The sequence below is a fragment of the Noviherbaspirillum soli genome, assembly GCF_015352955.1.
Lineage (GTDB): Bacteria > Pseudomonadota > Gammaproteobacteria > Burkholderiales > Burkholderiaceae_D > Noviherbaspirillum_A > Noviherbaspirillum_A soli.
Genome location: NZ_JACYOX010000009.1, coordinates 127,420 through 137,571 on the forward strand (window position 1 = coordinate 127,420; position 10,152 = coordinate 137,571).

4 protein-coding genes and 1 other RNA gene are annotated in these 10,152 nt (G+C 64.6%); 2 read left to right on the plus strand and 3 right to left on the minus strand.

Annotation, left to right across the window (positions count from 1 at the left end; genetic code table 11):
• Positions 1-8 precede the first annotated feature (8 nt).
• Positions 9-689: an HAD family hydrolase gene (locus IGW04_RS09765; protein ID WP_194712885.1), complete on the plus strand. Its 681-nt coding sequence runs from the start codon at positions 9-11 to the stop codon at positions 687-689.
• Positions 690-739: 50 nt separating this feature from the next.
• Positions 740-1,122, plus strand: a transfer-messenger RNA (tmRNA) gene (gene ssrA, locus IGW04_RS09770).
• Positions 1,123-2,107: 985 nt separating this feature from the next.
• Here ssrA and IGW04_RS09775 read toward each other — a convergent pair.
• From IGW04_RS09775 to IGW04_RS09785, 3 genes are all read right to left on the minus strand, one after another.
• Positions 2,108-3,925: a putative bifunctional diguanylate cyclase/phosphodiesterase gene (locus IGW04_RS09775; RefSeq protein ID WP_194712886.1), complete on the minus strand. Its 1,818-nt coding sequence runs from the start codon at positions 3,923-3,925 to the stop codon at positions 2,108-2,110.
• A gap of 19 nt (positions 3,926-3,944) precedes the next feature.
• A complete protein-coding gene (locus tag IGW04_RS09780) occupies positions 3,945-6,461 on the minus strand; it encodes a hybrid sensor histidine kinase/response regulator (RefSeq protein WP_194712887.1) in 2,517 nt (838 codons plus the stop codon).
• Positions 6,458-10,152: cadherin-like domain-containing protein (locus IGW04_RS09785; protein ID WP_194712888.1), on the minus strand; the 3,695-nt coding region annotated here is incomplete at its 5' end. The genes IGW04_RS09785 and IGW04_RS09780, both read right to left, overlap by 4 nt.

The following is a 10,152-nucleotide window of genomic DNA, read 5'->3' on the forward strand; positions in this document are numbered from 1 at the left end:
GTCAGGAAATGCTTACTTCCAATCTGGCGCGTCAGCCTCAAGCCATTCTTTTCGATCTGGACGGCACGCTTGCCGACACCGCTCCCGACCTGGCGCAGGCGCTGAACAGGCTGCGGCTTGAGCGCGGCATGGAGCCTGCGCCCTATGAGAGCCTGCGTCCCTACGCATCGGCCGGTGCGCGCGGCCTGATAGGGGCAGGACTGGGCCTGACGCCCGAAGCTGCCGAATATGAGGCCTTGCGGATCGCGTTCCTGAACAATTACGAAGCGGCGATCGCAGTGCACAGCCGCTTGTTTGATGGCGTACCGGAGTTGCTCGCCCAGCTGGACAGTTCGGGGATTGCCTGGGGCATCGTCACCAACAAGGCCATGCGCTTCACCGATCCGCTGGTTCCGCTGATCGGATTGGGACATGCGGCCTGCGTGGTATCGGGCGACACTACGCCGCATGCCAAGCCGCATCCGGCGCCGCTGCTGGAAGCGGCGCAGCGCTTGGGCAAGGCACCTGAACATTGCTGGTATGTGGGCGACGACATGCGCGACATCCAGGCCGGACGCGCGGCCGGCATGCTCACCATCGCCGCCGCCTGGGGTTATTGCGGCAGCGACGGGCCGACCCAATGGAACGCCCATGCCATCGCACAGGAGCCGCTGGAACTGCTTCGATTGATTTCACACATTCCCTCTTGAAAGACCAGGAGGCAGCCACATCTTCTGCGGTACAATCTCGTTCTGCTTATGGGGGCGACCTGGTTTCGACAGGGGTTGCAAAGCAGCGCAGGGCATACCGAGGGCTGGTCACCTCGTAAATCCAACCGGAATTGCTTAACTGCAAACGACGAAGTTTACGCACCAGCAATGGCAGCGTAATACCCCTAGCGGCTTAAAAACCCGCTAGCTCTGCACCATCTCGTCCCTGGGGTGGGTTGGCAACAACGGCAGAGTCATATACAGGGAATCGCGACATGTCGGGTTACTTGGCATGAAGTTAAATTAAGGTGACTCGTCCAGCCGTAGCGTGCCCGTCCGCGGCGTCTGGGTTAAATCAAATGGCAAGGCTAAGTATGTAGAACTGTCTGTAGAGTGCCTTTGGACGCGGGTTCGATTCCCGCCGCCTCCACCACTGATTTACTAAACCGCTGATTCGTCAGCGGTTTTTTCATTTCTGACCGCCGGGTCTGGCTCATCACCTCAAATGAGCGTCCCCCGGAATTTTGTCTTCCAGCGCTGATTTTAAAATCACCTGTAAATTGGACGAAGGCACATGAAGGAGATACCGCACCAGTCATTCACGGCAGATTTCAGGCAACTGGCTGTTCAAAGGGTAAGCGAAGGTGGGACGCGGCGGTTGGGCGGGAACTGGGATCAGTCACCAGACGGGGCGCAACTGGGTCAAGGCAGCCACTGCGGGCAAGCTGGGAGCCGAGTAATCACGCCACAAGGAATGGAATTGAGCAAACTGCGCGCTGGGGCGGTGCGGCTGCAACGGGAGAATCAAATCATAAAAAACCGCCCCACGCGCCTTGCCGCGGCCCTTATGAGTAGAAACACCAGGCTAGCACCCTGGACGTGCGAGTGCACAGTGGCCGAATGCTTCCTGGAGGTATGAACCCCGTCAAAAAGTCCGGCCCAGGGGAATCTGCGGACTCATCTGTGGTGGCGCCTTCGGACGAACCCGTCCAGGAAATTGATTTAAGCTGCGTCCCGTCCTGCGCTTGATGATTCAGGACGTGGATCATGTCCAGAGAGAGCACCGATCCAAGCCTGGCACGCGACGCCCTGACCATGGCCTGTTCAGGCGCCGGCCGGGGCCAGGAGTGCTGCTGCATTCCGATCGGGGCAGCCAGGGCGGAGTGCCACCCGCCAACTGCTAACGTCGGCCACATGGAAAAATGCCGTGGGCGCCCTGAATTATCTGTCAATGCCTGACCCAACCATGCCACCTCGAGTGCAAGCCGTGGCAGATGCGCAGGGCCAGGCGAGAAGTCACCAACCGGGGCGCGGGTGATCATTGCCATGGCCCAAAGGTATGACGAAGTCACCTCGGTAAGCGAGGCGTTCGCCAGCCGGCTGCACGCAGTGCCTCGTTCCGCGAAGGTCATGGTTCATCAATGGGCCGCAAGCAAGCGCTCGAACTCTTCCGCAGCGACCGGCCGCGAGAACAGGAAACCCTGGCATTCGTCACACCCAAGCTCGCGCAGTAGAGCAAGCTGCGTTTCCGTTTCCACGCCTTCGGCAACGATCGACAGGCCCAGGCTGTGGCCGAGCACAATGATCGCCGTGATCAATGCCTTGCCCTCCGTGCCATCATCATCGAGTTCGGCAAGAAAGGAACGATCGATCTTCAGTTCATCCAGCGGAAAGCGCCGGAGATAGCTGAGCGAAGAATAACCAGTGCCAAAATCATCCATCGATAGCTTCAGCCCCATTGCCTTGAAGCGCTTCAGGAGGGCAATACTTTCGTCAGCATTTTCCATCAGGATGCTCTCGGTGACTTCGAAGGTAAGGCAGCGCGCGTCCACTCCGCTGACTTCAAGCGTAGCGCGTACCGAATCGTAAAAGCCTGGCGCCCCGAACTGCCGTCCCGACACGTTCACCGAGATGCGCGGCAGCGATAGGCCCTGCTTATGCCAGGCGCGCAAGCGGCGACAGGCTTCGGCGATGACCCAGGCGCCAATGGGCACGATCAGGCCATTTTCCTCGGCCAGCGGAATGAAGTCGTCCGGACGGATAAAACCGCGCTCGGGATGCTGCCAACGGATCAACGCTTCCGCGCCGACGATGCCTCCCGTCGCAGTGCACACTTTCGGCTGGAAATACAGGCGCAACTCGCCGCGCTCGATCGCCTTGTGCAGGTCGCTCTGCAGGCCCAGGCTCTGCAGCGAGCGCTGATTCAGGTCGCTCGAATAGAAGCGCCATGCGTTGCCGCCTTGCTGCCTGGCGCTGTGCATGGCCACGCCGGCGTTCTGCAGCAGAGCATTGCGCTCCATGCCATCCCCCGGGAATACCGCCACACCGATGCTGCAGCTCACGAACAGTTCGTGCCCTGCAACCTGGAACGGCGCGCGCACCGACTCCAGCAGCCGCCGCGCAACGCCTATTGCATCGTCAACCCTGGCCATCTCGCTGAGCAGCACGGCAAATTCGTCACCACCCACGCGCGACAGTTGCAGGCTATTGCGGCCGATGCGGCCCACGCTGTCGCAGTCGCGCACGCCGTATTCGAGCCGCTGTCCGATCTGCTGCAGCAGCGCATCGGCGACCGCCGGGCCAAGCGCCTCGTTGACCTTCTTGAAGTGGTCGACATTGATGTGCATCAGCGCGCCGACGCGCTCATGGCGCTGCGCCTGCGACAACGCCCAGTCGAGATGGTCCTGGAACATGCGCCTGTTCGGCAGGCCGGTCAGGCTGTCGATATAAGCCAGCCTGTCGAGATGCACCTTCGCCGCCAGGGTGTTGCGGATGCGCAGCGCGAGTTCGCTCGCGTCCACGGGCTTGGCCAGGAAATCGGTCGCCCCCAGCTCTAGCGCCTTAAGCTTGGTCGCCGCATTGGTCGACGAAGTCAGCACGATGACCGGGATATGGCGGTGGCGTTCATCGGCGCGCATCCAGGACAGGATGTCGAAGCCGTTCACCACCGGCATCATCAGGTCCAGGAGCACCAGGTCGGGCGCCTCGGCGGCGATCAGCGGCATTGCCTGCTCGGGTTCGCTGGTGTCGTACAGATTCGCATAGCCAGCTTCCTCGAGAAAATCACGCATCACCTCCAGGGTGATCGGCTCGTCGTCGACCATCAGGATGCGCGCCTTGCGCAGCGTGTCGGTGCTGTCGCCGCCATCGAAGACGAGCCCGCGCGGAACAGCGAGCGTACGCTCCTCCGCCTGCGCATTCGTCCCTGTCGCGACGCCGACCGTATTGTTGTTCATTTCACTCCTCCGGAATGCTTCAATGACTGTTTTCCTTCAGCGCGTCGGGCTCCACGATCCGCGCCTGAAGGCCACGCAACGTCGCCAGGCTTGCGGCGATGCCCTGCGCATCGCCGCGCTCGATGCGCTCTTCAAGCTCGGCTGACGGCTCGGTGAAGGCGTCGTAGCCAACGGTGCCTGCGGCGCCCTTCAGCCAGTGCGCGAGGGCGGCGAGCTGCTCATGGTCCCGAGCCTGCCACGCCGCGTCCATCGCATCGAGCTGCTCGGCGAGGCGCGTGGTGAATTTGCGGATCGATGAGTGCAGCCGCGGCCGGTTCGCCAGGCGCGACACTAGCGGTTCGGCAATCTCCGGCTGCAGCCGGGTCGCGGCATCCGCCAGCAGCGCTCCGGCCGAGCGGACATCTTGCGGCGCGATGGAGGTGTCGGGCCGCGCGCCCTCTTCGCGCATGCCGCCGAGTACCTGCGCGATCGCGGCGAGCATGCCGTCGATGTGGATGGGTTTGGTCAGGTAAGCGTTGCAGCCGGCATCGAGAATTTCGCGTTCGAATCCCTTCATTGCATGCGCCGTCAGCGCAAACACCGGCCCCGCATAGCCGCGCTCGCGCAGCAGCCGCGTGGCCTGGTAGCCATCCATCACTGGCATCTGCATGTCCATCAGCACGATGCCATAGACATTTGCCAGCGCCATCTCCATGCCGTCGCGCCCGTTGCCGGCCTCATCCACTGCCAGACCGCACTCCTCCAGCACCAGGCGCACCAGTTCGCGATTCTCCGGGCCATCGTCCACCACCAGCACCCGCCCGCCCTGCGGAAACACCCAGTGACTTTCCGGCGCGACGGCGGGCGCGCCGTCGTCCGCTTCGATGTCGGCAGGCGCAAGCATCGCTGTGCCCTCCGGCAGCATCGCCGCGATGCGAATGGAGAAGCGGCTTCCCTGCCCAGGCACGCTGGAAGCCACGATGTCGCCGCCCAGCGCCCGTGCGAAGCGCCGCGAGATCGGCAGGCCCAGGCCAGTGCCGCCGAAGCGCCGCGTGACGCTGGCGTCGGCTTGCACGAAAGCCTCGAAGACCGCTTCCAGCTTGTCTTCGTCGATGCCGATGCCGGTGTCGATCACGTCGATGCCGTACAAGCCTTCGTCCATGCGCAGCACCATGCGCACGCCGCCGCGGTCGGTGAACTTGAGCGCATTGCCGGCGAGATTGGTCAGGATCTGTCGCAGCCGGCCGGGATCGGAGACGATGCGCTCCGGCACCGGTCCCTGCGCCTCGATGCGGAGGAACAAGCCCTTTTCCGCGGCACGCGCCGCGAGCACCTCGGCCACTTCGCGCACGATGCGGTGCGGCGCGCACTCGATCGCTTCCATCTCCATCTGTCCGGCTTCTATCTTCGACAGGTCGAGGATGTCATTGATCAGGTTGAGCAGATGGCGGCCGCTGGTGTCGATTGTGGCCAGGAACTTCCGCGCATCGCGCTCGTTTCGGCCATAACCGCGCTTGAGCAGCTCGGTAAAGCCGAGGATGGCGTTCATTGGCGTGCGGATCTCGTGGCTCATGTTGGCCAAGAACTCGCTCTTGGCGCTGTTCGCGGCTTCGGCTTCGTCGCGCGCCTCGCGCAGCGCGATCTTGTTGCGTTCGATCTGGGTCACGTCGTTGAGACTGATGAATACGCCATTGGGCTTGTCGCGCTCGCCCAGAACCGGCGAGCTGTTGACCACGAACATGCGCTGCTCATCCTGGCGATCGACGATGCGCAACATGCTGTCGGCCGCCGGCGCGCCATGCCTGAGCTGGGCCAGCCACGGCAGCGCATCCTTGCGCAGCGCGTCGCCTTCGCCGTCGAGCCAAGGCAGATCCGCCGCGCTCTTGCCGATCAATGACCGATTCTCGCGGCCGATCAGTTCGCAAAAGGAAGCGTTCGCCAGCACGATCTGCTGCTTGCGGTCGATGACGAGCAGGCCCTCGGCCAGCGTGTCTAGCGCATTGCGCACCCGGTCCGGGACCGCTTCGGTGGGATCGAGGTGGCGCAGCACCTTGCCGAGGTACAGGTAAAAGCTGAGGCTGCAGGCCAGCGCGATGAAAGCCACCAGCTGCGTCAGCGGCGATGCCAGCCATGACAGCCAGCCGGGAAATGGCTGCGAATAGCCCAGCTCGAGCTGGCCCCAGGGCCGGTTGCCCGCGATGATGGGCACCTGCATCTGCGTCTCGGTGGAATGCGCGTCCGGCAGCGGCCGCCACAGGGCCGCATGATCGCCGATGGCAACCACGAGGCTGCCATCGGCGCGGCGCACGCCGGCGGACCGCAGTTCCGGGCTGCGCCCGGCGGCCAGGCGCAGGATGCTTTCGAAGGCCGGCAGCTCGCCGCGTCCCGCGAGCACCGAGCCTGTGATGGCCAGCGATTCGGCCAGCGCGGCACGGCCTTCGCGCACCGCGCCGGCGCGGTCGGGCATCAGCCCGAGGAACGAAGCCGCCAGCAAGGCGCTGGCCACCAGGAGCGCCAGACCGAGCGCGATATGCACGCGCGCACTTTGTATTCTCATGACTTCATCCTGTCTGCGTCGCCCGCGTCGTCATCCGCGCGCACCATGTCCTCGAGCGAATCGTCGTCATCGTCTTCGCTGTCGTGTTTCACGTTTTTCAATACCGGCAGCGGATCGACGAAGCGCCAAATTGGCAGCGACGACATCAGGCTGGTCGCCAGCACGCCGCCGCGCACCAGCCAGATCACATAGCCGACCGAGAAACCGGTGCTAACGGCCATCGAGGCAGCGACCACGCGGTGGTTGACTGCATCGCCTTGTTTCAGGCTTTCGCGCAGCGGCTCAAGCGCGCGCACGATCTCTTCGACGCCCCTGGACGAACCGCTTCTTGCGCTGGCAAGGGCATCGGCGCCGGCTTGCTGCTGGCCGGTTTCGGCAGATGCGGCGCCGTCCGCGCGAGCCCCGGCAGCGCCGGTCAGCGCCGGTACGGCCAGCGCATGCGATGCCGCGCGCGTCTCGGCACGCGCTGCCGTGGGCGATGCCGTCATCACGGTCGCGGCCGGCTGCTGCAGCGACACCTCCGCCGGCGCGGCCATCTCGCCGAAGCCCGAAACAGCGGCCGGCGCGGAAGCCTCCCTAGCCGACATCAGCTTCGCGGCCAAGCTGCCCCTGGCCGACGTCGCAGCCGACCCGCCATCGCCCGCGGCCGACGGCGCTGCTGTGCCATTCGGCTCCTCGCTTGCCAGCGCTGCGGAAGCGGCGGGCACCGATGCCTGCGTGCCGGCAAGCCCGGCCGCCACGTTCACGCTGACCGTGGCGGCTGCGCTGGTCATGCCGTGGGGATCGCTGGCGGTGTAGGAAAAGCGCGTGCTGCCCACCCACAGCGTGTCGGGCCGGTAATACACCGTTACGCTGTCGCCCTGCCCGACCAGCACCATGCCGGCCGCGATCGGACGCGTGCCCGCGGCATCGGCATACAGGCTGCCATGGGCCGGCAGGCTGGTGATGGTGAAGCGCACGCTGTCGCGGTCGGCATCGGTAGCGGCAAGCTGCAGCGGCAGCAGCGCGCCGGCATCCACGGTCGTCGCCGCGGCAACAGTCACGGCCACCGGCGCATGGTCGATCGCAGTCGAGACCACGCTGGCCGCGGCGTTCGCCGCGGACATGCCGTCGCTGACGCTGATGGCGAATGTCGTTGTCTCGGCAAAGCCGGGCGCGACCCTGCCCTCGGCCGGCGTGAATACCACGCCGCGCAACGCGGCGGTGACCGCGGTTGCGCTGCCGCTGATGCGATAGACGCCGGCGGCCGCGTCATAGCTGCCGCCGCCAAGCTGGCTCAATCGGCCCCTGGCCGCGTCATCCAGTGTGACGGTCACGGTGAGCATCTGCGCCGGCACATCGGAATCGGCAAGCGTGATGGCCGCGAACGGCGACAGGCTGGCATTGTCATTGACCGCCTGGCTGGCCTGCGCGCCGGTGATGCCCGGCACATCGTTGAGCGAATCTGACGCCACGCCCGTCACTGCATCGGTCGTTGTCGCGAAGCCATCAAATACCGAAATCTCGAAATGCGTCGTTTCGCTACTACCCGGCGCGACGCGATTGGCCGTCGGCGTAAAGATCAGGGCACCGACAGATGCGCTGACCTGGGCGGCCGAACCTGTGACGGTGTATTTGCCATTGGCGGCGGTGTAGCTGCCGCCGCCGAGGTTGGACAGGCTGCCCTTGGCAGGATCGTCCAGCGAGATCGTGACCGTCAGCGTCTGCGACGGGCTGTCGGCATCGCCCAGGCTGACGCCGGCAAACGGCGACAGCCTACCATCGTCATTCACCGACAATCCGGCCTGCGTACCGGCGATGGTCGGCGCGTCGTTGATGGCAGCCAGCGTAATGCTCTGCACGGCACCCGCAATGCCGCCATTGCCGTCCACGACGTCGTAGCGCAGCGACAGCGTACCGTTGTAGTCAGCGGCTGGAGTGATGGTGTAGGTGCCGTCCTGATTGTCCGTCACCGTGCCATGGTCAGCGGTCAGATTCGCCACCGACAGCGTATCGCCATCGACATCGCCGAAGCCCTGCAACAGGCTTGCCGCAGCCACGGTGTACGCCGTGTCTTCGGCGCCCGCAGCCAGCGTAGCCGTGGCCGAACCGGTCGGCGCGTCGTTGATGGCAGCCAGCGTGATGCTCTGCATGGCGCCCGCAATGCCGCCGTTGCCGTCCACCACGTCGTAGCGCAGGGAAAGCGTACCGTTGTAGTCGGCGGTTGGAGCAATGGTGTAGGTGCCGTCCTGATTGTCCGTCACCGTGCCATGGTCGGCAGTGAGATTGGACACTGACAGCGTATCGCCATCGACATCGCTGAAGCCCTGCACCAGGCTCGCCGCAGCCACGGTGTACGCCGTGTCTTCGGCGCCCGCAGCCAGCGCAGCTGTGGCCGAACCAGTCGGCGCGTCATTGACCGCAGCCAGCGTGATGCTCTGCATGGCGCCCGCAATGCCGCCGTTGCCGTCCACCACGTCGTAGCGCAGCGAGAGCGTACCGTTGTAGTCAGCGGCTGGAGCAATGGTGTAGGTGCCGTCCTGATTGTCCGTCACCGTGCCATGGTCGGCGGTCAGATTCGCCACTGACAGCATATCGCCATCGACATCGCCGAAACCCTGCAACAGGCTTGCCGCAGCCACGGTGTACGCCGTGTCTTCGGCGCCCGCAGCCAGCGCAGCCGTGGCCGAGCCGGTCGGCGCGTCATTGACCGCAGCCAGCGTGATGCTCTGCACGGCGCCCGCAATGCCGCCATTGCCGTCCACGACGTCGTAGCGCAGCGAGAGCGTACCGTTGTAGTCGGCAGATGGAGTGATGGTGTAGGTGCCGTCCTGATTGTCCGTCACCGTGCCATGGTCGGCGGTCAGATTGGACACTGACAGCATATCGCCATCGACATCGCCGAAACCCTGCAACAGGCTTGCCGCAGCCACGATGTATGCGGTGTCTTCGGCGCCCGCAGCCAGCGCAGCGGTAGCCGAGCCGGTCGGCGCGTCGTTGATGGCAGCCAGCGTGATGTTCTGCATGGCGCCCGCAATGCCGCCGTTGCCGTCCACCACGTCGTAGCGCAGCGAGAGCGTACCGTTGTAGTCGGCAGCCGGAGCAATGGTGTAGGTACCATCCTGATTGTCCGTCACCGTGCCATGGTCGGCGGTCAGATTGGACACTGACAGCGTATCACCATCGACATCGCCGAAGCCCTGCAACAGGCTTGCTGCAGCCACGGTGTACGCCGTGTCTTCAACACCCGCAGCCAGCGCAGCCACGGCCGAACCAGTCGGCGCGTCATTGACCGCAGCCAGCGTAATGCTCTGCACGGCACCCGCAATGCCGCCATTGCCGTCCACCACGTCGTAGCGAAGCGAGAGCGTACCGTTGTAGTCAGCGGCTGGAGTGATGGTGTAGGTGCCGTCCTGATTGTCCGTCACCGTGCCATGGTCGGCGGTCAGATTGGACACTGACAGCGTATCACCATCGACATCGCCGAAGCCCTGCAACAGGCTTGCCGCAGCCACGGTGTATGCCGTGTCTTCAACACCCGCAGCCAGCGCAGCCGTGGCCGAACCGGTCGGCGCGTCGTTGACCGCAGCCAGCGTGATGCTCTGCATGGCGCCCGCAATGCCGCCGTTGCCGTCCACCACGTCGTAGCGCAGGGAAAGCGCACCGTTGTAATCGGCAGCCGGAGCAATGGTGTAGGTGCCGTCCTGATTGT

Excerpts from the sequence above, each read along its gene's own strand:
- IGW04_RS09780 (WP_194712887.1), bottom strand. The coding sequence starts at position 6,461 with ATGAGAATACAAAGTGCGCGCGTGCATATCGCGCTCGGTCTGGCGCTC.
- IGW04_RS09775 (WP_194712886.1), bottom strand. The coding sequence starts at position 3,925 with ATGAACAACAATACGGTCGGCGTCGCGACAGGGACGAATGCGCAGGCG.
- IGW04_RS09765 (WP_194712885.1), top strand. The coding sequence starts at position 9 with ATGCTTACTTCCAATCTGGCGCGTCAGCCTCAAGCCATTCTTTTCGAT.